At 50.2% G+C, this 25077-nt stretch carries 11 protein-coding genes (1 of these 11 cut by a window edge); 5 read left to right on the top strand and 6 right to left on the bottom strand.

Going from position 1 to position 25077, the window contains the following annotated elements:
* Positions 1-138: 138 nt before the first annotated feature.
* On the top strand, positions 139-1722 hold the full coding sequence (locus HGH92_RS26830; RefSeq protein WP_168873894.1) for a discoidin domain-containing protein: 1584 nt from the start codon (positions 139-141) through the stop codon (positions 1720-1722).
* Between the two features lie 73 nt (positions 1723-1795).
* On the opposite strand, the gene HGH92_RS26825 is transcribed toward HGH92_RS26830, so the two are convergent.
* Positions 1796-2284: a YdcF family protein gene (locus tag HGH92_RS26825; RefSeq protein WP_168873893.1), complete on the bottom strand. Its 489-nt coding sequence runs from the start codon at positions 2282-2284 to the stop codon at positions 1796-1798.
* 214 nt (positions 2285-2498) lie between these two features.
* Here HGH92_RS26825 and HGH92_RS26820 point away from each other — a divergent pair, with 214 nt between their 5' ends.
* The gene (locus HGH92_RS26820; protein WP_168873892.1) at positions 2499-3620 is read left to right on the top strand and encodes a hypothetical protein; all 1122 of its coding nucleotides are present in this window, start codon (positions 2499-2501) and stop codon (positions 3618-3620) included.
* A 170-nt stretch (positions 3621-3790) separates the two neighbouring features.
* Here HGH92_RS26820 and HGH92_RS26815 read toward each other — a convergent pair whose 3' ends face one another.
* Complete coding sequence (locus HGH92_RS26815; protein WP_168873891.1) at positions 3791-4615, bottom strand: M57 family metalloprotease; 825 nt, start codon at positions 4613-4615, stop codon at positions 3791-3793.
* Positions 4616-4721: 106 nt separating this feature from the next.
* On the opposite strand from HGH92_RS26815, the gene HGH92_RS26810 reads away from it, so the two are divergent.
* Entirely contained in the window at positions 4722-5012 is a 291-nt protein-coding gene (locus tag HGH92_RS26810) for a hypothetical protein (RefSeq protein ID WP_168873890.1), read from the top strand.
* 108 nt (positions 5013-5120) lie between these two features.
* The gene (locus HGH92_RS26805) at positions 5121-5933 is read left to right on the top strand and encodes a pseudouridylate synthase (RefSeq protein WP_168873889.1); all 813 of its coding nucleotides are present in this window, start codon (positions 5121-5123) and stop codon (positions 5931-5933) included.
* 37 nt (positions 5934-5970) lie between these two features.
* Here HGH92_RS26805 and HGH92_RS26800 read toward each other — a convergent pair whose 3' ends face one another.
* Complete coding sequence (locus HGH92_RS26800; protein WP_168873888.1) at positions 5971-6378, bottom strand: RidA family protein; 408 nt, start codon at positions 6376-6378, stop codon at positions 5971-5973.
* 89 nt (positions 6379-6467) lie between these two features.
* Positions 6468-7589 (bottom strand): NADH:flavin oxidoreductase, encoded by a 1122-nt coding sequence (locus HGH92_RS26795; protein WP_168873887.1) that lies wholly within the window; start codon positions 7587-7589, stop codon positions 6468-6470.
* A 379-nt stretch (positions 7590-7968) separates the two neighbouring features.
* On the opposite strand from HGH92_RS26795, the gene HGH92_RS26790 reads away from it, so the two are divergent.
* A complete protein-coding gene (locus HGH92_RS26790) occupies positions 7969-9576 on the top strand; it encodes a right-handed parallel beta-helix repeat-containing protein (RefSeq protein WP_168873886.1) in 1608 nt (535 codons plus the stop codon).
* 13 nt (positions 9577-9589) lie between these two features.
* Here the strand turns inward: HGH92_RS26790 and HGH92_RS26785 are convergent, their stop codons facing one another.
* Positions 9590-9772 (bottom strand): hypothetical protein, encoded by a 183-nt coding sequence (locus tag HGH92_RS26785; RefSeq protein ID WP_168873885.1) that lies wholly within the window; start codon positions 9770-9772, stop codon positions 9590-9592.
* A 163-nt stretch (positions 9773-9935) separates the two neighbouring features.
* Positions 9936-25077, bottom strand: the 3' portion of a protein-coding gene (locus HGH92_RS26780; RefSeq protein ID WP_168873884.1) for a non-ribosomal peptide synthase/polyketide synthase. 20375 nt of this gene lie beyond the right edge of the window; the window shows 15142 of its 35517 coding nt (coding positions 20376-35517); its start codon lies off the right edge, out of view; its stop codon occupies positions 9936-9938.

Here is a 25077-nt window from a genome sequence, read left to right as displayed (position 1 = left end):
TCCTCCTCAACCCAAACCCGCTGCATGGAGCACATTATGTTTTTACCCGGGGAGCCAGCCTGTTATTTTCTCACGGTGAGCCACTAACGTTACAGACTATCTGACAAAACCATAGTTCTTCATTTAAAACAGTAAACAATGACCAAAATCTTTCCTCTCCTGGTGGTTACCACAGTACTGATGATGGCAATGACCAGCTGCCAGAAAAAGCCGGAATCCGCCCTTTTGCAAAAAACCGGTGCTAAAACTGAATTGGGATCAGCCAACGGCGTGGCCAATGGCACTTATATGCTGAACATCGTGTATTTCGTTCCTTCCGACCTGGATACCGTACCGGGGTACCGGGCAAGGCTAAACGGCGTGTTCCTGTACATGCAAAACTTCACCTCCAAATGGATGAACCAGTGGGGATATGCCGGCAAAACACTGGGACTGCCGACAGACAGCACCGGACAGCTGAAAATATCGCTGATACGCGGGCAGCTGGGCAAAAGCAGTTATCCGTATGATGGAGGTTCCGGCGCAGTGATGAGCGAGGTGAACGCTTATTTTGCCGCGCACCCCACAGAGAAAAAGAGCGACCATATCATGGTGATCATCCCCACCTATTCGTATGGCGCCAATGGAGACCCCAGCGGCGGGCCGTTCTATGGCATCGGCCGGTGGTGCTTCGCTCTGGACTATACCGGTCTGGACACCATCAACCTGGGAAAACCGGATGACAAATTTTCCACCAAATGGATTGGCGGCATGGCCCATGAAATGGGACATGGCATTAATCTGCCGCATAACGGTGGCGCACAATCGCAAAATATCCTGTACGGCACTACGCTGATGGGCTATGGCAACGGCACCCTGGGAAAAGCGCCTACCTATTTTTCTCCGGCAGATGCAGCTATACTGGCCAACGGGCAGCTTTTCAGCAACGTTACCCGGGGCGACTGGTACACCGATCCCGGCTGCCAGGTGAAACAGGTATATGCTGAATACAACAGCGCTGCGGCAAGCATTATTGTTTCCGGCAAATTCTCCGCCACCAAGCCGGTGAAAGATATCGCCTATTACAACCGTAATACCGGTAATGACAACGGCGGATATAACTCCGTTACCTTCGCTTCCAAGCCTATCGGCACTGACAGTTTCCGTATAGTCATGCCTGTCAGTGACTTCAGGGACAAGGGCAATACCAACTATGAATTTACTATCCGGCTTTGCCATGAAAACGGCAGCATCACCAGTTACGTGGCTGCCTATAGCTTCGTCAACGGTACACCGGTCATTACCTTTGGCGATAAGCCGGTATACGATAAAACCGCCTGGACAGTGATCGCCTTCAGTTCACAGGAGACAGCCAGCGAAAACGGTGCCGCCATCAATATCATAGACGGTTCCGGCAGCTCGTTCTGGCATTCCCGCTGGTCTTCCAACGCCGCCACCTATCCCCATTACATCACCATCGATATGGGCCAGGCGCTGGATGTAAACCGGTTTACCTTTAAACAGCGCGACAGCAGAATGGTAAAAGTGGTGGAGATACTGACCAGCAACGACAACGCCACCTGGGCTTCCCTGGGCGATTTCACGCTGGCCCAAACCACCAATCCTCAAAACATCGTGCTTTCCGCTGTACAGCATTTCCGGTACTTCAAGCTGAATATGAAAAGTTCCTATGACGGCCAACAGTTTGCGGCCATGTGCGAAGTGGGGACCTATAAAGATTAACTACGACAACATCCGTACAATAATCCGGGCAGTTCCGCCCGGATTATTGTATTTAACGATTTCCCTACCGCTATTATAGCGTGTTCTCCTGCAGCTTTTTCAATGCCCGTGCCTCATGCTCCACCAGCGGCGCCAGCTGCGCTTCCGGTAAGGAAGAGGATGCAGGAACGAAGATGACCTTCGGGTAGTTGATGATCCTGGTGTACAAGGCCCTGGCCCTTGCCAGATGAAAATCAGAGGTGATGATCACCAGGACGTCCGGCTGCTCTTCCCATACCAGGCTTCTGGTCATTTGAAAATCTTCTATCGTATTGGAAGAAGGCGGACATTCCAGAAAAGCAGACGCCGGAACGTTGTTGTCTGTCAGGTACTTTACAGCATAAAAAAAGTGAGGCTTGTCTGTTGTATTAAAGTGCTGACCGAAGCCACCGGTGCAAACAATCCAGCAATCACTGTTGGCGTTATAAAAACGAAGCGCACAGGCCAGTCTGTCCTGCGCTATCTGCGACAGCTCACCAAGAGGGCCATTGGGCGCGCCCAGTACGATCAGTAGTTTTTTCATAAAAATTTACTGCTGCTATACAGCCTTTAACAGGATGAATATAAATATATTGCCTGACAAACATCTCCCTACCATTCCTATAAAATAAAAATATTTTTTAATCTGAATTATTACAGCAGTTACGCACGGTAACTTCATAGCTCAACCTATCAATCTTTAGCAAAACAACTGATCACTCGAAACCCGATTTTTTAAATTCCCACAAGACAAAGTTATGAGCATTAATTCCCTCTACGTTGCGGGCGGCATTGCCGTAGTCCTGCTGTTTGGCGCCTGTACCAAACAATTGAAAAACGATGTTAACGGTCCTTCTGACGCTTCCAAAAACCTCACTGCAGATGTAGCTGCGGCACCTGATCCGGACGGATTGAAACTTCACACATTTTTGAGAGCCAACGGGCCGGCGTATGAAACATATACAGTCGACCTTCAGGAGAACGCCACCTTTACCACCAAAGGCGGCCGGAAATATACCATTTCCCGCAACTCCCTGGTAAGGCCTGACGGCAGCCCTGCTACCGGCCCTATCACGATCTCTGTAAAAGAAATCAGCAATGCCGCCGGCATGATCTTCGCAGACAGGCCTACCGCCACCAACACCGGCGCGCCGCTGGAGTCTTTTGGTGAATTTTTCGTTTCCGCCCAGCAAGGCAGCACGCCGCTGCGGTTGCGTAAAGACAGCGCCATCAATGTTCAGGCCCCTGCCAAAGTAGGCGACCAGCGTATCCCGATGTGGAACGGTGACACCTCCATTACCATCACTACCAGCGGTTACAACTATGTGAACCAGCTGATCACCTTGTCTACCACCATCAGCGCCAACAAAGGCGTAGACTGGCAGCAGGTGACCAATCCAGCTTCCGCCTATGCCCTGTTTGACGGCACCAATGGCACCCTCAATTTCAGACTGGACAGCCTGATCAAATGGACTAACTGCGACAAGTTAATGAGTCTTCCGAACCCTAAAACTACCGTACTGGCCTATTTCAGCTCCAACTACAATCCGGCCACCGGCACCAGCTTTGGCGGAGAAGAGCCCTCTATGCTGTATTTCAAACCTACCGGTGTGAACAGCATCATCAAATTTTACAATACCATCTTCACTCCCCCTGCAGGCTTTGAAGGTTTCCTGAGCTATCAGAACGCCATCCCTGTAGGACAGAAAGGCACTTTCCTCGCTATCTCTTCTATCGGCGGTCAGTTTTATGCCGAACAGAAAACCGTAACGATCGGAGCGCCTGCTGCCGGCACCAATTACACTACCGTAACTTTCAACCCGGCCCCTGTCAGCGCCAGCACGCTTGTTTCGCTGATCAACAGCATGAACACCAAATAATGGCACATCACAAAACGGCCATTAACAGGTTGATTGACGGCTGTTTTGTGATCGTATATTCCTGTTTGTTATCTGGTTTTTGTCATTGTAATTTAATACGGAAAGGGTTGCACCGCACAATAACCGCGGTGCAACCCTCCTTTTTTCATGCATGTCCGATAAGCGATGGATTAACGATAGAGGTAATTCAATGCAATGATGTCATTGGAATTGAAAGTGCGGTTGCCGCCATTGGAGCAGGCCAGCATCCAGGAGTTTGGATCAGGGTCGCTGGGGGTGCCGGGCAGGTATACCGCGCCTACGCCGCCATCGCCTTCATCTACCGGATCACCGCCGCAGCTGTAGGAACGGTCCATATAGTCGGTATGGCGCATACCGATGCAATGTCCGATTTCGTGCTGGATCACGGAGCCCACGTACTGTACGTTCGGGTTGCTGCCGTACGCGTAGGGGTGGGTATTCATTTCTATCAGGTTAAACGGGTCTCCCGCATCGGTGGGGAAACCGGATGAACCCAAAGTAATATAACCGCCACTGGGTCCTTCATAGAAGCCCTGGATGGTGATATCAGCATTACCGCTGGTAATGCGCTGGAACCGGATGCGCAGTCCCAATGCGTTGTAACGTTGGATCGCCAGGTCGGTGCCTTGTACAAACGCGCTTCCCAGGCTGACCACCTTCACGGTGATCACGCGGGGCAGGGCCACTACCAGGTTATTGGTGGAATACTGTTCTGTTTTGGCAACCCTTACTTTCGTGTTTTGGGCTTTCCGGCTGAGGTCTTTGGAACTAAGGAAAATATCTCCTTCCACGAGATAGCCGTCTTTTACGGCGTGTACGTTGCTTGTACTGAAACCTTTTGCTTTAATCTGCGCCAGTACATCGTTGGAAATGTTGGGTTTGTCAGTGCTGCCCTGGTTGTTGTCTTTCCGGCACGAAGTGATGAGTGAACCGGCCAACAGGCAGATCAGAAAAAAAATTGCTTGATTCTTCATCGGTTAAGATTTTGGGTTTTTGGATTTTAGATAGCTATCGTTTCTGCATGAAAAATAGATGTCACTATAGTTGTGTTTGACAACTAACGTTAAAGCATACACGCACATGAGCGAACAGAAAATTCCTGGCTACTCACCGGCAAACAAGACCGTCATGGACTTTCTGCTATGTACGTTTAGAATGAATGGACAGACGGGTTCTCCAGTGTATCAGGTTTTAAAAGCGGGTTATTCAGATTTGCTTAAAGATTATGGCTCGTCGTTTGGGTTTCTATCGTGTTTACTTATCAATATTACAGCTTTCTCATTACTGAAAAAAAATATTTTGAAATGGCCACCGTCCATTTTCTTAGTAGTGCAGCAGCAGTGTGCTGCATTACTTTACATCCTCATTTAAGCCGATTTTAATCGCTTTTTAAGTACTTTTTAATTTGATCACGGTCGCTTACCTTTGCGTCTTTTTAAGCCACCCTGTCAAGGCTGGCACTATGCCACAAGCGTATATATGACCGACGTAGAAGACGATGATCACTCCTTTATAGCAGCACAGGAACAACAAGCGGGCACTGCCTTTTGTCCCTTTGCGGACCAGGGCGCCGCCAGGTCGATGGCCGGAACACTCACCTTTAACCAGGATGAAGACATTCATCCGCTTTGCGAAATAGCGGTTGCAGAACTTCAGCAACATCTTGCCGGACAAAATGAATGGATGCATAATTTCGGGCTGGACGACAAAGGCCATGGCGCCGTTATTGGCAAAATGTTCGGTATACTGATCGTACAGGACCAGGGCGGAACACTGGGCTATCTGTCGGCATTTTCCGGCAAACTGGCCAATGGCAATCATCACAACAGGTTCGTGGGACCGGTATTTGACGCGCTTACAACAGGCAGTTTCCTGAATACCGGCATGGTCCGTTTATCAGAAATCAATCGTGAAATTGCCGCACTCGCTGAAGAAGACGCCACCCTTCATCATCCTGCTATTACTCAGTTGAAAGCATTGCGCAAAGCACATTCCACCGGACTGCAACGACGACTCCTGGAGCAATTCAACTTCAGCAACAAGGCCGGCCATCTGAAAAACATGGTGGACATCTTTACTGCTCACGGCTATAAACAACCGCCCGCAGGCGCCGGAGAATGCGCAGGCCCCAAACTGCTGCAACACGCCTTTCGCCACCAGATGGAACCGCTGGCCCTGGTGGAGTTCTGGTGGGGCTTGTCTCCCAAATCGGCCACCTGGCAACATGGCGCCTATTACAAGCCATGCAGGGAAAAATGCGCGCCGATACTGGATTATATGTTGAACGGGTAAAAGCCCTCAGGTCTAAGGCCTGAAGGCTTTTTATTTTTTACTGTTTCCATTCCGCCGCTTCATCTGCCACAGCCACCGCCTCTATTTCGATCAGCGCGTCAGGAGAATAAAGGGAAGACACCTCCAGTATAGTATCTGCCGGGTACGGCGCTTTAAAATATTTTCCCCTTAACGCTACGATCTTGTTAAAGTTGCCCATGTCTTTCAGCAGGATGGTCACCTTTATTACATTTTTAAGGCTGGAACCGCCGGCTTTCAACACCTTCTCCAGGTTCTCAAACGCTTTATCGGCCTGCTTATCGAAATCACCGATACCTGTTAACTGGCCACTGTCGTCGATGGCGGTTTGTCCGGAAATAAACAGGAGATCACCGGCGCGATAGCCCTGAGCGAGACGAAAAGGTTGATACGGGTCGGGATTGATTTTTATTTGTGAGATTTTCATTTTATTGTTTTTTAATTGGTGAGATGAATTTTTTGATTGCGCTGATACACATAAGCTGTATAAGCTGACGAGCATTAAAAAAAGTGTTCTCATGATATAGCGGGGTGAATGGAGGTAATAATTTGATTGGTGTGAGAGATGGTGGCTTCCGGCCAAAGCATATCAGGATGAAAAGCCAGGGGCGATGTTCCGTTCAGCATATGCAGGGGCCATGCCGGGTCTGCCAGGGCAGCCTTTCCGATGGAGATCAAATCAGCATGGGATGCTTCAATCACCCTGGCAGCCCTTGCCGGCTGGTGCATGCCACCGTTGGCGATGACCACGCTGCCGGTTATTTGTTTGGCGAGTGCGGCATACGAAGTGCCATCGCTGTAAAAGCTGTCCCGCTCCCACTCCCCGCTTTGCACGGCGATATGAACAAAATCAGGTGCTGCTTTTCTCACTTCCCCCAACACCCCGACGGCCATATCTGCACCGTCTTTCCAGCGGTATTTGAGGTCGTTCACCTTTCCTTCCGACAACCGTATGCCTACCAGAAAATGTGCCGGCACCACCTCCCTGATTGCCTGTATAATTTCAGCAGAAAGGCGGAAACGGTTGCTGGTGGAGCCTCCATATTGATCCTGGCGGACATTTAGTTCCGGCGTTAGAAACTGGTCGAGCAGGTAACCGTTGGCCGCATGCAGCTCTACCCCGTCAAAGCCAGCGTCCATTGCCATCTTCGCGGCATTTACAAAACCTGTTTTAACGGCGTTGATATCATCTGCGCCCATGGCCCGGGGAAAAGGGAAAGCACCTGTGCCGCCGTATTGTGCCATTTTAACGCCCACCGGCTGTATGGCCGAAGGAGCAATCGTATGCTGGAAATATTGCGACAGCGCGCCGGCATGCATCAACTGCGCTATCATCAGTGCTCCATGCGCTTTCACCTGCGCCACAACCGGCTTCCAGGCATCGGCGTGGGCTGCATTGGTTAGCCCCGGCTGATGAGCATAACCGCGGCTGGCTATTTCGTCGGTATAATTTCCTTCTGTGATAATCATGCTGAAACCACCTTTCGCAAAAGCGGTGTAGTAGGCTTCCATTTCTGCCGTGGCCCGTCCTTCTTCGGTGGCACTTATGCGCGACATAGGCGCTACAACCAGTCTGTTTTTCATTGAGTGCCCCGGCCATGGCAACGGCCGGAATATCGGGTGTTTTGTCATCTCCATAAGTAAGTAATTATGGACACAAAACTATTTCATCCGCTTTTGCTGCAAGTTCAACTACTATAATAAATGAAGTTAAACTACTTTAACCTTCATGATCACTCCGGCATACCGATTAATATCTGCTTAAAAAAAAACCTTCCTGGTATAAATATTTCATTTTATTTGTACCTTACTTCCATAAACCTGTCTGAAGAACCGTGACTGTAGTGTAGATTATCCTTAATACCTGTTGTACTGAGCAAAAAGAGGCCTGATAACCAGGAAAAATTGCCACCTGGACGAAAAAAAGGAAGTACAGGCCGATGATGCATTTGTCAAATCATTTGTTGGACACTAAAAGTATTTAACCAGTCCAAACCATGTCAATTAATCAATTCCTATGAGAAAATCTGATTTACCGCTGCAAAAGATCTGCAGATCTTTCATTCTTTTATGTATCCTCGCCACCGGATGCCACAAGCCTGGTACAGGCGGCAAAGATGGCCCCGAAGGGCCCGGCGATACGGACGCCAATATATGGCCGTCATCGCCACCTGCCGAAGTTTGTGGCAACACTGCTTTGCTGACAGGGCCTAATGCGGCGCCGGCGGGGGCTATCACAGTGCCGGCAGGCGATAACAGCAAATTCGACTTTGACCGCAAAGGAGCCACCTTCTGGCTGGCGCCCGGTGTACACACACTCAGCAACAATCCCCTGAGCCAGATCATACCTGCCGACAGTACCACATTTATCGGCGGGCCGGGAGCCATTCTGGACGGCCGCAATATCAACCAGTATGCTTTTACCCAGCGGGCTTCCAACGTAACGATCCGTTATCTTACCATCCGTAATTTCGTGGCGCCCCGCGACGAAGGCGTGGTAAACCATGATGCCGGCGACAAATGGACCATTGAGTACAATACCATCAGCAATAACAAGGGCGCAGGCCTCATGGCAGGCCCCAATAACGTGTACCGTTATAATTGTATAAAAGACAATGGTCAATATGGTATCAACTCCTGCTGTGGAACAGAAACAAACGAAATCGTAAATTTTGTTTTAGACCATAATGAAATCACCGGAAACAATACCGATGACTGGGAAAGCAAAATCGATGGCTGTGGCTGCACCGGCGGGGTAAAATTCTGGATCAACAAAAACACCACGGTCACCAATAACTGGGTGCATCATAACAAGGGAGTAGGCTTATGGCTGGACAATAACAACCGGGGCTTCGTGATCGAAAACAATTACATCAATGACAATGACGGAAACGGATTGATGATAGAAGCCGGATATGATGCCCGCGTACGTTTCAACAACTTCAAAAAGAACGCTATTATCGCCGGCATGGAGAGCGCCCGTAAAGGGGATAATTTCCCGGTACCGGCCATATACATCTCCGAAGCTGGCAGTCCCCGCGGGTTTAACCTGAAAACGTCCCCCATGCTGATCAGCAACAATAACTTTGAAAATAACTGGGGCGGCGTGGTACTCTGGGAAAACTCCAACCGGTACAGCGGCTCCAGCGCTAATACCCACCAGGCAGGCACTATCAAAATGAAAAGCCTGTACGATGACTCCCCCTGCCGGTCTGGCCTGCCGGACGTGATCCCAGGCAGCCTTCCGGATAAATTTGTTTGTCGCTGGTCTACCGAAAACGTGGTGGTGGAGAATAACGAATTCAGAATAGACAAGGCCGTACTGGGATGCAGCGGCGGAAACTTCTGCGGCATCAACGGGATATTTTCAGTGTACGGCAGCTATCCTGAATTCAGTGGTTACCAGATCCCCTGGCGCATCACCTTTCAGCAAAACAATATCTTCCGTAATAATCACTACTACGGCGACTGGCAATTTGCCGGATTTGAAGTGACTGCCCCTGACGGCTCCCGCGTATCCTGGAGCGACTGGACAGCCCCGGCACCTCCGGTACCGGACAAGCCCACCACCAACAACCGTCCCAAAACATTCGGACAGGACAAAGGCAGTACCTATGTGAAATAAAACAGGTTTATTGTTATTGTTTTTTGGGTCTTTTCACCAGGAAAAAAATACAACCAACAAAAACGATCAGGTAAACGATGGCCAGAGCAGGCTTTTCAAACTTAAAATGTTGAAAGTCGAATTGCTTATACAATGCCGCTCCCAGAATGATGGCTACAATTAACAGTACAGGTGACAGTCCTTTTTTATTCTCCATAGGTTTAATGTAATACTACAATACTAAAACAGCTTCAGATCTAAAAACGGGACAAACCGGCATATCCGGTTTGTCCCGTATGGTGACCCTATAGGTACAAAATTCGAATCAATTAATCAAAGATAATCTCCCTGCAGTAATTATACAAGCCATATCATTCGAGTCAGTGCGCATCATTACCGGGAGTTCCAAGGTTAGCCATAATGTGCCGGGCCAATATAACAGCGTTGTCATCTTTAATCATAGAGAAGTGGCTACCCGGCGTAGTAACCGTTGTTACCTTATCTGTATGGTCCTCCCATCCCAGGCTGTCTGCCGCATATCCCTCCCATCCTGCTTCTTCGGCTTTTACCACCAGCAGGGGTGCGTGAATACTACCGCTAACTGTATACTGGTCCAACACCCTGGCATTATTGATCCTGAGATATTGCATACTAAGGGCAAATTCCAGCTGCTCCAGTTTATCCGAAGACACTTTGTCCTTTATCAAACCGGTGATGTACGGGATGATCTCATTTACCGCCAGTGCAGCAGTACCCTGGATAATCATCAGGCGAAGATCAGGCAGTGAAACGGTATTGTTTCTCTCCAAAATTTCGATGGCCGCTTCCTGTAACAGCTCCTTGATCAGCACCGCGTAGTTGCCGTCTGTCACTATTTTTTCAGGATGTGCGTCGGCATCCAGTATGACTATAGACTCAACCACTTCACCGTCGGCTTCCAGTTGCCGGGTCATTTCGTAGGCCACATAACAGCCGAAGGAATGCGCCATGAGGCGGTATGGCCCCGAAGGTTGCACCTGCTTCATCCACTGAATACATTGTGAGGCAATAGTAGCCATATCTTCCGGTGCAGGCTCCCCTTTCACTGTTCCGGGCAGTTGCAGGCCATATATGGCGCCTGCCTCATTCAATGCATGGGCAAGCGTATCATAGCCCTCACTGAAGCCGTCCGTACCTGGCAGTATAAAGGCAGGCCGTCCCGGTGAAAGCTTGTTTAAAAGAACAAGATGCTTTTTATCATATGCCTCATTATTGCCCGTCACGTTCAGCGTTACCGCTCCATTTCTTTCCAGGCAGGCACACAGGGAGGCGATAGTCGGGTATGCAAAAATGTCCCGTAGCAACACATCTGTCTGCCATTCCTGTCTTATGCTTGTTATCAGGCGGACCGTCAAGAGGGAATGTCCGCCCAGCTCAAAGAAATTGTCATCGATACCTACGCTGGCCATTCCTAACAGTTGCTGCCAGATGTCTGCCATCTTTTGCTCCATGCCATTGCGCGGGGCCGTATAAGCGCTTGTACGCAGCTCCCTGGCATCAATGGCGGACAATGCGGTCCTGTCTATCTTACCATTTGTGGTGAGCAAAAATTTATCGACCTCCACGAACACAGCAGGAATCATATAAGCCGGCAGTTTGCTGCTCAACCATGATACTACGGCTGTTTTGCTGAATTGCTCTTCGGGCACAATATAGGCTACCAGGTACCGGCTGCCGGCCGTATCTCCGGGCGCCAATACTACTGCCTGTTTCACCAGCGGACAACCAACCAGCACTTTTTCCACTTCTTCCAATTCTATGCGGTAACCACGGACCTTCACCTGATTATCTGACCTTCCCTGGAACAGGAGATTACCGTCCGGCAACCATTTGCCTATGTCCCCGGTCCGGTATAGCCTTGCTCCGGGCCTGCCACTATAAATATCCTGTACGAATTTTTCGGCTGTCAGTGCATCTCTGTTGAGGTAACCGCGGGCCACTCCATCCCCGCCGATATAAATTTCGCCGGGAACACCAGCCGGAAGCAGGTCGCCCCGTTTATCCAGCACATATACCTGCGTATTGTCCAACGGCTTCCCGATAGGCATCTCGGATGTACTGAGAGCGCCTGGTTTATAAAGATAGGCAGTAGCCACCACCGTCGTCTCCGTAGGCCCGTATTCGTTATAGAAACTGGTATTGCCCGCCCATTGGTCTGCCAGTTCAACTGTACATGCCTCCCCGCCTACAACTATATTACGTAAACGGCCGAAGTTACTGCACGGCGAAATGCTGCTCAGCAGCCCCGGTGTCACGTCCAGATGGGTGATGTCTTCCCTTAGAATGACATCCATAAACGAACGCTGGTCTAACAGCGTCTCCTTCGAGATCAGTACGAGTGTGGCGCCACCTGTCAATGCCAGGAAGATTTGTTCAACCGCCGCATCGAAGGTAAAGCTGGCCGTTTGCAGGATACGGTCATGGCTGGTGATCCGGAACTCGCGCATCCGGCAGTTCAGCATATTCATCACCGCACCGTGTTCTATCAGCACCCCTTTGGGACGGCCGGTAGAACCGGACGTATAAATTACATATGCCAGCTGTTTTGCGTGATATGTTGTTCCTGGCATTGTCACCGGGCAGGCAGCAATTTTCCGCCTGTGGGCATGCAGGTCTATCAGCATTATTTTCTCATCGACGCCCGTTAGGGTCATGTCCTGATGGCCAGTCACAACAATTTCCGCCGCCGTATCTTCCAATATGGCCCTGATGTGCTCCGCAGGGTATTCCGGATCGATGGGGACATACGCCGCGCCAGCTTTCAGGATTCCCAGTATTCCGATGATCATTTCAACAGACCGGGTGATGCATAAAGGCACGAGCATGCCTTCCCCCACTCCTTTACCGGACAGATAGCGGGCCAGCTGGTTAGAACGTTCGTCCAGTTCGCGGTAAGTAAGACTTTGGGCTTCAAACACCAGCGCAACAGCAGCCGGCGTAAGCGCTACCTGGCGGGCAAAACGTTCCACCAGCAACGTATCGCTGTTATCAGCAACTGCTGTGTCGTTGAATGTACGCAGCAGCAGGTCCTGTTCAGCAACGGATATCACATCCAGATTGTTTACCGGCTGATGGTACCGATGCAGGTAACAGTTCATAACCGCTTCGAAATAGCCGTGCCATGTTTCCAGCGATTTCCCTGCCTTCAGTTTTCTTCCGAGGTTATAGATGATGATTAATTCATTACCAGTCACACTGACCGTGAAATCAAGGTAGGTATTCGTTTTACCATAACCTTCCACGCCTTCCGCCACGCCGCCTGCATCTTCAAAGTCAAACAATCCCTCCTGCAGATCATCCAGTACGTGGAAGTTGACAAAATTGAACAACACATCAAAGAACGGGTTTCCCTGGTGGGCCTGTTCACCTGCCGCTTTGGTGATGTCCAGCAAACTGGACCTGTTCCGCTGCTTCATGATCGTCAGCTTGTTTTCAATCTCCTCAAAATATGCTTTCCAGGTAGTAACCCCATCTGCGGCCATATAGCGGAAAGGAAGCGTATTCAGGAAGCAGCCCAGTAGTTTCTCACCATCTTCCTTCAACGGTCTGTTATTGTCTACAACGCCCAATGTCACTTCATTTTCATAGGTAAACATACCCAGCACGTGAATGAAGGTGCCAAGGAACAGCGATTTCAGAGAAATACCATCTTCTTTTGCGCGGCGCTTCAGTGTATTCAACAAGGCCGTATCATGGCTTTTTACCAATGTTTCACTGGTTTCTTCCGATGAAAATATATCCAGGCGCTTATAACCGTCCAATTCATTTTTCCAGTAGGTTAATTCCTCCGTATTACGCTTCGCCACCATACTATCTACAATGAAATCCCGGTAGGTGCATTTCAGCGCCGGCAATGCAGGTATTTCCGGTTGTTTTTCCAGCTGCAGGTAAAGGTTATTCAGTTCCGTTTTGAGCGAAGCCTCGCTCCATCCGTCAATGATGGCATGATGACACTGGAACAGCAACCCCGTAGCTCCCCGGAGATGAAACACCGTAACCCTCCACAGCGGTTTTCCCATTTCAAAAGGCTCGGCACGTTCGATGGCCTGGTAGGTATTAATGTAGTCCTTCACTGCCTTGTTATCATGCTGCGACAGATCTATATAGTCAATTTTCACCGGCACCGTTTTATACACAATCTGTACGCCTTCTTCCCGGACGCTGAAATCGAAAGCTGTTCTCAGGATACTGTGTTTGGCCACCATCAGCTTCCAGGCCTGTTCAAACGCACGCTTATCAAGGTTATCAGGCATGAGAATACCTATCTGGTCATGATATATCCCTTTGTCGGGATATAACAGTGACGCATATACCATTCCGCTCTGAATATCGCTCATTGGATATACGTCCTCTATCAGGGCGGCATCCGGCCTGTTTTGCAGCACTTCCTGCTTCAGGGCGGCAATTTCAGCTTCCACTTCCTGGTGAATGTCACCAGGACCGGCAGCAGCATTGTTTCCGAGCAGGGCCACCAGTTTTTCGATGGTAGCCGCCTGATAGATATCGGCCAGTTTCACTTCTTTTCCAAAGGCTTTACGCATCCTGCTCACCAGGGTAATGATCATGATGGAATCACCACCCAAATGGAAGAAATCATCGTGTATGCCTACCTGTTCCACGTCCAGGATTTCCTTCCATATATCAACCAGTTTCTGTTCCGCCTCATTACGGGGCGCCGCCACCGTGTCGCCGGTGGTAAGCGGCTGGTCAGGATCAGGCAATGCCTTTTTATCTACTTTACCATTGGATGTCAGCGGCAGAACAGCTATTTCAATCAGCTGCGAAGGCACCATGTATTCCGGAAGATGCACTTTCGCATAGTCTGTAATAGCGGATGCATCAAATACCCCTGCCGGAACAATATATGCCAGCAGACGTTTATTGTTTTCTTTTCCTGACACCACCACTACTGCCCTGTTTACCTGTTCGTGCTGTTGCAGTACCTTCTCTATTTCTCCCAGTTCAATCCTGAACCCGCGGATCTTTACCTGATCGTCGATCCTGCCCAGGTACTCGATGTTGCCATCAGGCAACCAGCGCCCTAAGTCGCCTGTGCGATACAAGCGGCTTCCGGGATCTGTACTGAAAGTGTTCTTTACAAATTTCTCCGCTGTCAGTTCCGGGCGATAGAGATATCCACGGGCAAGGCTGGTCCCTCCTATGCATATTTCCCCGGCGACCCCTATCGGGCAAAGCCTGTTGTTTTCGTCACGGATATAGACTTCTATATTGTTTACCGGCTTACCAATGACAACCATATCCTCTTTCAGCGGATCATCGGCGAAAGTGGTCAGTACGGTGTTTTCCGTAGGCCCGTAACAGTTAATCACCCTTATTCCCTTCGCCTGCAGGTACCTTGTATCTTCTTTGATCATCGGCTCCCCGGCAGACACAATGGTAGTGACCGTGTCCAGCTCATCCTTGATTGTATGCAGATAAGAAGGCGTTACCACAATGACCGCTACGTCCCGCTTTCTTATCAAAGTTGTAATTCCCTGTACAGACAGTAGCTCTTCCTGCCGCGGCAGGACAATGCAACCTGCACTCAATAAGGTATTAAATATTTCATAGCAGGAAGCATCGAAGCCCAGTGCGGCAAACTGCAACGTTTTCATGCCCGGGTACAGTTTCAGTCGTACTATCTGGTCAGCAGTAAGGTTCAGCACCCCTCTGTGCTCAATCATCACTCCTTTGGGATTACCTGTACTGCCCGATGTATAGATGACATATGCCAGGTTACGGGATGTGATGTCAACAGCAAACGCCGATTCCGGCATAGCACTGATTTGCGACTGGTGATCGTCCAGGTTGATCACGGTAAGTCCCTGCGGCAACTGCAACTGCGGGTCCATTTCCCCGGCCGTAATCAATACCGCCGCTTTACTGTCATCCAGGATATAGTTAATTCTCGCCGGCGGGTAAGTAGGATCAATAGGCAGGTATGCCGCTCCCGCTTTCAGGATGCCCATTATGCTCACGATTACATCCGGAGAACGTTGCATACATACAGCCACCAGCATTTCCTCTTTTATACCTTTACTGTTCAGATAATGTGCAAGCTGATTGGATCGGACGTCCAGTTCACGATAGGTCATTTCCCGGTCATCAAAAGCCACGGCAAGGTTATCCGGATACAGGTTCACCTGTTTCTCAAAAACAGCCATGATCGTATTTTCTTCCGGCAGCGGAGCGGCGGTGGCGTTAAATGTTTCCAGTAGTTGCGCCTCTTCCGCAGCAGACATCAGGGCAATGTCAATCAGCCGGCACCCGGAATGACTGATGATATACCTTAATATTTGTTCGAAATGGCGGCACAATTGTGTGATATAAGTATCCGGCAGTAAAATAGCATTATACTTAAACACAATACGGACTTCCTCTTCTATCGTGATGGCCAGTCCCAGGGGATAGTTGGCGTGGTCCTTTCCACTGACGTCGCCTATATCCAGGTTCCATTCCCGGGTGGACAGTAATTGACCCACCGGATAGTTTTCAAATACCAGGAAGGTATCAAACAGGTCGCCGGATATACCAGCCCATTGCTGGCTGTCGTTTAACGACGTGTGCTGGTGGGTGCGCATCTGCGCCTGTTCATCCTGCAGCTGTTGCAACCAACCGGCCACAGGCTGCTGTTCATCCACCTTCACATGTAATGGCAGGGTATTGATATACATGCCCACACGTTTTTCCACTCCGGCCAAATCTCCCGGCCTGCCAGACACAGTAACACCATAAGCTATATGATCATTACCGGTATAACGGTATAACAGATACGCCCACACGCCCTGCATCAGGGTATTAACCGTAAGGCGCTCCTTCCGGGCGTAGGACAGTATATGCCGGGTAGTACCCGCATCCAGCACCAGCGGTTTGATCCGGAAATCGCCCAGACCTTTTGTTCTTTCGGTTGAAGCCTTAACGATCGGTAATAAGGTGGCCTTGGTAATTCCTGCCAGGTATTGCTGCCAGAATGAAATTTCATCTTCTTTGTCACGGCGTTCTATAAAGCGGATATACTCTTCGTAGCTGTCTTCGCCATCAGCCGCCACCGCGCCGCCAGTCAGCAACAATTCATAAGCCTGCAACAATTCTTCCAGCAATACGGGTATCGACCAGCCGTCCAGCAGCAGGTGATGGTAGGTCCATATCATCCTGTACCTGTCTTCCGATAACCGTATAAAGGCCAGACGCATCAGCGGTGCTTCTTTAAAATCAAATACACGGCCGTGGTCTTCTGTTTCAAATTGCTGCCATGTAATGGCCTGCGCGGTTTCATCCATGTGACGGCAGTCCAGCATCGTCACGGGCATCTGCACGTCGCGGTATACTACCTGCACGGGTATACTAAAATCATTGGCATAAAATGCGCTGCGCAGGATACTATGCCGGCGTACCAGGTGCTGCCAGCTTTCCACCATCGCCTGCACATTGAGTTGTCCCAGTTCACAGCTGAACTGCTGCATATACATACCTGCCCCGGAAGCATATAAACTATGGAACAGCATACCTTCCTGCAGACCGCTCAACCGGTACATGCCAGCTACCTGGCCGCGTCTTGGCGCTCCGCGGTAAGAAGCGTCCATGAAGGCGTCCAGCTCTTCGTTGCTGATTTCCCTGCCCAAGCCGTAATCCGAAGGTGTAAACACCGTCGTTTCCTGCGATGCGCAATGGGCAATCAACGAGGTAAGATGCCCAATAAATGTCTCTGCCAGTTGTCCTACACTGGCCGCTTCGTAATGTTTACTGCTGTACCTCCACTGGAACACCAACTCTCCGCCCTGCACCATACCACTGACAGACAATTTTTCTCTCACTGCAAAGTCTGCCGCCACCGGGTCTCCGGATGGTTCTGTGGTGAAATTGATATAGCCGTCGCGGTTAACGAGGTTATCTGACTGCCCCAGATAGTTGAACGTAACATCCCAGGGATCTTCTCCCTGCAAAGCAGTTGCCTTATTGAGGTATTTCAATACACCGTAGCCGATGCCTTTGTCCGGCACCTGACGTAACTGCTCTTTCACCGCTTTCAGTAAATCGCCGGCCTGCTTACCCTCTTCCGTTTCCAGCAAAACAGGATACAGGCTGGTAAACCATCCTACGGTACGACTGATATCCATACCGGAAGCAATATCTTCCCGGCCATGTCCTTCCATACCGACAATAACACTACCGGTCCCATTCCATGCAGATAGCGTAAGCCCCAGGGCTGTTAATAAAACATCATTGATTTCCGTACGGTATGCATGGGACACCTGCTGCAATAAACGTTGCGTCTGAGTGGTGTCCAGACGGACTTCAACATTACCTATGTCCGTCAACGTTACCCTTCCGGCATAAGCATGATCAACACGCAAAGGAGCATGATGCCGCACCATGTCTTCCCAATAAGACTGCTGGTCCAACAGCCGGTGGCGCCGGCCATAAGCTGTCAATGCCTGGTGCCATTCGCGGTAAGAGCTGCCTTTGTGGGCCTGTATCGAAGACACATCCCGTTTCAGCAACAGTTCCAGGTCTTCCAGCAGGATGCGCCAGGACACCCCGTCCACCGCCAGGTGGTGAATAACGATCAACAACCGGTTGCGCGCTTCACTGCCAGGTGTTAAAAACAATACCGTACGAACCAGTATTCCCTGTTCAATGTCAAGGCTGCGCTGGTACCGGTCGCCATACGTCATTATCTTTTCAGACAGCTCGTCCTGCCCTACGGATTGCAGATCGACGACTTCCAGCTCACCCTCATAAGCACCATAGGTTTGCTCCCAGCTATCACCACTACGGGCATACGTAAAACGCAGCGCATCGTGACAACTCACCAGTTGTCTGATGGCTGAGGATACATCAACAGTATCTACCTGTTTATCTATTCCCAATAAAACGTGGTGATTAAAATGAGATTCAGCAGTACCCGATAATTCAAAATACCATTGCTGGATGGGTAATAAGCCACTGCTGCCTGTGAGCAAGCCCTGTTCCCCTGAGACAACATTCTCCTTTTGAGACAACAGGCGGGAAGAAAGCCCGGCTATCGTCTGGAAGGTGAACAGGTCTTTGGGCTGTAAGGCATAGCCATAGCGTTTGGCGCGGCTCACCACCTGAATGGAGATGATGGAATCACCGCCTAATTCAAAGAAATTATCATTCCGGCCAACCTGTTTTACATTCAGTAATTCTTCCCATATGCCCGCCAGTTGCTGTTCCGTATCATTAACCGGGGCCACATAGGCCTGCCGGTGCAATGCGCCTGCATCAGGGTCCGGAAGCGCCTGTTTATCCAGTTTACCGTTGATGGTCAACGGTAAGGCCGCCAGTTCCACCAGCAACGCCGGCACCATGTATTCAGGAAGCCTTTCCTTTAAGAAGGTGGTCACCGCTTCCCGGTTAAAATCGCCGGCAGGCACCACATAGGCCACCAACCGTTTATGTCCTTTATCGTCTGTTTTAACAAGAACTACCGCTTCCTGTATCTGTGGGTACTGCCGCAGCACATAGGCTATCTCTTCGGGTTCTATGCGGAAGCCGCGCACCTTCACCTGGTCGTCCGCCCTGTCAAGGTATTCGATATTACCGTCCGGCAGCCATCTCACCTGGTCGCCGGTGCGGTACCAACGGCCGGCAATGTCTTTCAATGATACGAACCGTTTCCCAGTCTCTTCGCTGTTATTGATATACCCCAGTGAAACACCGTCGCCGCCGATATATAGCTCTCCTGCCACCCCTATCGGCGCCAGCTGTAGATGTTCATCCAGTACCAGCGCTTTGGTATTTGCCAGCGGACGGCCAATGGGCACCGGCATTCCTTTCGTTACCCTGTTGATAGGATGACAAACAGCATATACCGTTGTTTCCGTAGGGCCATACCCGTTAATTAACCTGTTCGGGCCGAGCAAAGCGAAAGCTTTCCCGATATGCCACGGCGACAGTTTTTCTCCGCCAACCATCAGCTTTCTGAACGGCTTTAATCCATCGATACAACTATCTACGAAGTTGTTAAAAAGTGCGCTTGTCAGGAAACTGAACGTTATCTGCTGCCGGGCAATAATGTCCGAAAGCGCAAATACATCTGAAGCGGCATCTTCATCTATCAGGCAAAGCGTAGCGCCGCGCAGTAAAGCGCCGTATATATCGTAGGTAGAACCATCAAACGCGTAATTAGACCATTGCAATACCCGGTCTTCAGGCACAATGGCAATATCGCCCGGGTCATATACCAGCTTCACAATATTCCTGTGGCAGACAGCTGTACCTTTAGGTTTGCCGGTAGTACCGGAAGTATACATGACGTATACACGGTCGTCTGCCGTGGCCTGTGTCTCAACAGGGAGCGCCGGACAATCTTCGGCGGCTGCTATGTCCAGCCCTGTAAGATGTGCATCCAGGCCCGATGCGGCATACAACGAACTGTCCGTGTACAGTACGTAAGATATGTCCGCATCTGCCACCATCAGTTGCAGCCGTGCCGGAGGATACGTTATATGAAGCGGTACATAGGCATTGCCACTTTTAAGGATACCCCACATGCCTATCAGCATTTCAGGGCTACGGTAGGCCAACAGCGCGATATTACGGCCGGTCGCACAGCCATTGGCGGCCAGGTACCCTGCTACCTGGCTGGAACGTTCGTCCAGTTCGCGATAAGTAAGCTGCCGGTCACCAAAAGTGATGGCCACCTTATCAGGAGATAATTGCACCTGTTCCCTGAACAGGGTTGTCACTGTTTTATCCGCAGGATAAGTAACAGCCGTACCATTAAAGGTTTCCAGCAGTTGATGTTGTTGTTCGCCTGTCAGTAGTGTAATATCTTCCAGCATGCCCGAAGGGTGGTCAATGATCTGGTCCAGCACCTGTACAAACTGGTGCTGTATCTGGAGAATATAGTCTTCGGTCAACAGATCAGCATTATACTGGAACTCGATGTTTGTTTCTTCTCCCGAAACAATAATGATCGTCAACGGGTAGTTGGTATGGCTCTGCCCTTCGCCCTGTACAATATCCACTATCCAGGAGTGGGACAGTAACGTTTTGTTTACCGGGTAATTTTCAAATACCAGTAACGTGTCAAACAGTTCGCCCTCAACAGCGGCGCCCCGCACGCTCTCTTTCAGCGGCACATGCTGATATTTGCGGCTTTGCACCTGTTCCAGCTGCAGTTGCTGCAGCCATTCGGTCACACGCTGTTCTCTTTTCACGCCTGTACGCAAGGGCAGCGTATTAATATACATCCCTACCCTGCGTTCCACGCCCGGCAGATCATCCGGCCGGCCGGCGACCGTTACGCCAAAGGCAATATATGCATTACCGGTATAGCGGTGCAACTGGTAACTCCACACGCCCTGCATCAGGGTGTTAATGGTAATATGCTGTTGCTGTACATAAGATAAGATGCTCTTTGTCTTATTATGGTCCAGCGTCAGTATGCGGCTTTTGAAAACGCCGGCCCCGCTTGTTCTTTCCGCCCCGCTGTCAATAAACGGCAATAAAGTACCGGCGGTAATATCAGACAGATACTGCTTCCAATAGGCAACTGCCGCCGGTTTATCCGCACGTTCCAGGTAACGGATATAATCTTCGTAACGGTCTTCTGCCACCGTCACCGGCGTCTTACCAGTCAACAGTTGTTCATAATTATTAATTAATCTCTCCAGTATTACAGGCAATGACCAACCATCCACCAGCAGGTGATGATAAGTCCACACCAGGCGGTAACGCTCATCAGACAGACGCACCAGCCCTATGCGCATCAGCGGCGGCGTATTAAAATCAAAACCGCGGTCGCGTTCTGCTATTTCAAATGCACGGCATTCCTCTTCCTGCGCTGAGGCACTCAGATGACGACAATCCAGTTGTCGTACCGGTATCTCCACCATATGATGCACGCATTGCACCGGCACACGGAACACATCATAATAAAATCCACTTCTGAATATGCTGTGTTCCTGCAACAAGTATTGCCAGCTCTGAATCAATGCATCGGTATTGACTTCTTTGACTTCTATCACCAGCTGTTCTGTATAGGTGTTCACTTCATCTTCATACAAACTATGGAACAGCATGCCTTCCTGTAATCCGCTCAACCGGTATATCGCATCCGGGTGGTGCTCTTTTCCGTTTGATGTCCATCTATTGAGAAACGCGTCCAGCTCCGCATTACTTACCAGCCCGGAGAGACCATAGTCAGACGGCGTATGTACCGGACCTGCAGCCGATTGCTCCACGATGTATGTAATCAGTGATTCGAGGTCCCGTTGGTATTGAGCGGCGAGCATTTCGATAGTCTCGTTGTTATAATGCAGCGTGCTGTAGCTCCAGGACACCACCAGTTCTCCGCCGGCCACCATTCCATTCACCGCTATGTTCCGCCGTACTACATAATCATCGCCGGCATTAGCGCCCGTATCTTCGTCCGTAAGGTTGATCCATTTACCCTTCTGACCGATAGTGTCGAGTTGCCCCAGGTAGTTAAACGTAATGTCCCATGGGTCGTTACCCTGTAGTGCAGGCGTTTTATTAATATATTTAGAGACCCCGTAACCGATTCCCTTGTCGGGCACCTGCCGCAGCTGTTCTTTTATTTCACGCAGCTGCATGCCGGTATCCTGAGTGTTTATATCCAGCAATACCGGGTAATGGATGGTAAACCAGCCAACTGTGCTGCTGATATCAATACCTTCCGCAATATATTCACGGCCATGGCCTTCCAGCCCTATCAATACCTGGTTGTTATTTGTCCACGACGTCAGGGTTTGGGCCAGTGCACATAGCAAAACATCGTTGATTTCCGTATGATAGACGGCGGGTACTTCCTGCAACAATTTTCGTGTATGCACGGCAGATAGCCTGGTTTCACAGGTAGTCATATCCTTTATATGCAGTAGTCCCTCATATGTTTTATCAACCGGGAGAGGCTGATACTGCTGTGCCATCCGTTCCCAGTGATGTTGCTGGCTTTGCAGCCGGTTACTGGTACCATACGCTTCCAATGCCTGGTACCATTCCCGGTAGGATGTCCCTTTCCTTCCCAGCGATACCGGCCTGCCTTGCTGCAGATCATCCAGCAATTGTTCAAGGTCGGCCAGCAAAATGCGCCAGGAAACACCATCCACTGCCAGGTGGTGGATTACCAGCAACAGCCTGTTATGTGTGGCTGCCGCGGGTGTCTGGAACAACACCGCCCGGAACAGGACGCCCTCTGCTATATTAAGGCTGCGCTGATAAACATCGCTATAGGCGGTCAGCGATTCCGGCAATTCATCCGGTGTTGCCGCCTGCAGGTCCACGATGGCCAGTGCGCCTTCATAAATACCATATGTCTGTTCAGGGCCTGCCGCTCCGTCACTGTATACGAAACGCAGGCTATCGTGGTAATGCATCAGTTGCGTAATGGCCGCAGACAATACCGAGCTGCTGACACCCTTATCTATTTCCAGTAAGAAGCTCTGGTTAAAATGTGAAGCAGTCGTGTCTGCCTTTTCAAAATACCATTGCTGTACCGGCAGCAATCCGCTGTTGCCTGCGAGCATGCCCTGGTCCTGTGAGGCAGACGAAGCTCCCGCCCGCAAAGACATAACAGCCGACAGGGTGGCAATTGTCTGGTAATCGAAAAGATCGCCTACCTGTAATTCATACCCCTTGCGTCTCACCCGGCTGACGATCTGTATGGTAATAATGGAGTCTCCGCCCAGTTCAAAAAAGTTATCATGTATGCTTACCGCCGGCACGTCCAGTACTTCTTCCCAGATACTTACCAGTACTTCTTCCAGGGTATTCCGGGGTGCAACCAGGGCATGTTGTTCCTGGTTTTCCCGGCCCGGTTCCGGCAATGACTTTTTATCAATTTTTCCGTTTGCCAGCAGCGGGAACTGTGTCAGCGCTACCAGTACGGCGGGGACCATATATTCCGGCAGTTGTGCTTCCAGATAGGCCTGTATGCCTGCCCGGTCAAAATCACCTTCCGGTATCACATATCCTATCAACCGCTTATGCCCGTTACTTTCCGTTCTGACCACCACAACGCCCTGCCGCACCAGCTCACATCCATTCAGCACACGGTCTATCTCTCCGGGTTCTATCCTGTAACCTCTGATTTTCACCTGGTCGTCTACTCTTCCCAGGAAGACGATATTACCATCAGGCAGATACTTCACCAGGTCGCCGGTGCGATATAGTTTTGTGCCGGCGCCCTCCGCGAAGGGATTATCAATAAACCGTCCTGCAGTCAGTTCTGCATTGTTTAGGTAGCCTGCCGCTACTCCTTCTCCCCCGATATACAGTTCACCGGGCACACCAACCGGGCAAAGCCGGTTATCAGGGCTTACCACGTAAACAACGGTATTGGAAAACGGTTTTCCTATAGGGATACCGGTATGATAGGCTCCCTCACGGTTTACGCGGTGCAGCAGTTTTCCTATAGTCGTTTCCGTAGGACCGTAGTGGTTCGCTACCTCACAGGTAGTGCCCGAGTTAAAGATACTGTCCGTTACGGCCGTTTCCAGCGCCTCTCCACCAAAGACCAGCAGTTTCCGGGGAAGTAATAACCGGTCCGGAGCAGACAATCCCTTCCAGTGTGAAGGCACTATTTTGATACAGTCTACCGGATGCTTGTCCAGATATCCGAAAAGTATGTCTGTATCATTAATCGCGGCTTTCGAGAACACGTGCAGCGCCCCTCCTGTAGACAGTGCACCGAACAAAACGGTGTTGCCCAAGTCTGTAGCAATGCTGGAAAGCAATCCAAACGAGCCGCAATCATCAATCGGCAAAGCGGCTTTTATGCCAAACACATAATCCATCAGGTTCTGATGCGTCACCATTACCCCTTTCGGCTTCCCGGTACTGCCTGACGTATAGATCACGTACACGAGGTCACTGCCCGCAGGTTTCTCTTCCGGGGCAATAGCCGGATACGTTGCAAGGGCGGTGCATGCTTCATCCAGTTCCAGTACAGGCGTTGCCGTTATATGACGGAACCTGGCGGCACAGCTGTTGTCTGTTATTATGATATGTGCGCCGGTATCTTCGAGTATATAATTGATCCGTTCCTGCGGGAAATCCGGATCTACCGGCACATAGGCCCCGCCGGCTTTTAATATTCCCATTATCGCCACTATCATACCAGTGGAGCGCTCCATGCACAAGGCCACCAATGACCCTCTGCGTATGCTTTTGCTGCGTAAATAAGCCGCCAGCTGATTGGCCCGTTCTTCAAGCATCCCGTAGGTCAATGTATTTTCTTCGTAAACGACAGCGACCGACGTTGATTTCGAAGACACCTGTGTCTCAAACAGGTCTACAATTGTGTTATGACGCGGGTATTCCACCGCCATTTTATTTCCACCGGACAGCAACCCTGCCTGTTCAGCCGGTGTCAATATCTCAAGATCTGCCAGGGTCAGGGTATCCCGGTCAATAATCTGGTGCAGGACCGTCTTAAAATGGCCCGCTATTTTTTCTATATATAATTCGTCCAGCAGCTCACTATTATAACTG

The sequence above is a fragment of the Chitinophaga varians genome, from assembly GCF_012641275.1.
In the GTDB taxonomy this organism is placed as follows: domain Bacteria; phylum Bacteroidota; class Bacteroidia; order Chitinophagales; family Chitinophagaceae; genus Chitinophaga; species Chitinophaga varians_A.
Note: the sequence above shows the minus strand (reverse complement) of the source record. Positions and strands in the feature narration are given on the sequence as shown.

Bases quoted from the DNA above. Each gene is read 5' to 3' on its own strand.
- HGH92_RS26830 (WP_168873894.1), top strand. From the start codon at position 139: ATGACCAAAATCTTTCCTCTCCTGGTGGTTACCACAGTACTGATGATG.
- HGH92_RS26825 (WP_168873893.1), bottom strand. From the start codon at position 2,284: ATGAAAAAACTACTGATCGTACTGGGCGCGCCCAATGGCCCTCTTGGT.
- HGH92_RS26820 (WP_168873892.1), top strand. From the start codon at position 2,499: ATGAGCATTAATTCCCTCTACGTTGCGGGCGGCATTGCCGTAGTCCTG.
- HGH92_RS26815 (WP_168873891.1), bottom strand. From the start codon at position 4,615: ATGAAGAATCAAGCAATTTTTTTTCTGATCTGCCTGTTGGCCGGTTCA.
- HGH92_RS26810 (WP_168873890.1), top strand. From the start codon at position 4,722: ATGAGCGAACAGAAAATTCCTGGCTACTCACCGGCAAACAAGACCGTC.
- HGH92_RS26805 (WP_168873889.1), top strand. From the start codon at position 5,121: ATGACCGACGTAGAAGACGATGATCACTCCTTTATAGCAGCACAGGAA.
- HGH92_RS26800 (WP_168873888.1), bottom strand. From the start codon at position 6,378: ATGAAAATCTCACAAATAAAAATCAATCCCGACCCGTATCAACCTTTT.
- HGH92_RS26795 (WP_168873887.1), bottom strand. From the start codon at position 7,589: ATGGAGATGACAAAACACCCGATATTCCGGCCGTTGCCATGGCCGGGG.
- HGH92_RS26790 (WP_168873886.1), top strand. From the start codon at position 7,969: ATGAGAAAATCTGATTTACCGCTGCAAAAGATCTGCAGATCTTTCATT.
- HGH92_RS26785 (WP_168873885.1), bottom strand. From the start codon at position 9,772: ATGGAGAATAAAAAAGGACTGTCACCTGTACTGTTAATTGTAGCCATC.